Raw genomic sequence first — 459 nt, forward strand, 5'->3', positions numbered from 1 at the left:
TGACGCTGGTTTTACTACGTGAAGGTGCATCTGTCTATTTCGGCAGCCATTTCTACAAACATAAATAAATCGATAATATTAAGGCCGTCTGAAATCCAAGTTTCAGACGGCCATTGATAACAAAGGAAGTCTATATGTTAGCCATTATCGGCGGCAGCGGTTTGACCAAACTGCCAGAACTCGAAATTACCGAACGAAAAATCATACGCACTCCATACGGCTTAACCAGCAGCCCTATTTTGTTCGGCAGGTTGGGGCGCTTGGATATTGTTTTTCTTGCCCGACACGGCTTCAGCCATACCATCGCGCCGCATGAAATCAACTACCGCGCCAATATTTGGGCGTTACATTCTTTAGGCGTTGAAAACATTATTGCCATTTCTTCAGTCGTCGGTATCAACCCCGATTTTGAAAATGGCAGTTTAGTGTTGCCGGACGATTTGATCGACTATACCTATG

General features: G+C 44.7%; 1 protein-coding gene. It reads left to right on the forward strand.

Annotated features, from left to right (window positions below; translation table 11 throughout):
- Positions 1-134: 134 nt before the first annotated feature.
- Positions 135-459: phosphorylase family protein (locus ACTHUM_RS19575; protein ID WP_440403951.1), on the forward strand; the 325-nt coding region annotated here is incomplete at its 3' end.

Source organism: Neisseria sp. P0021.S006 (assembly GCF_051956895.1).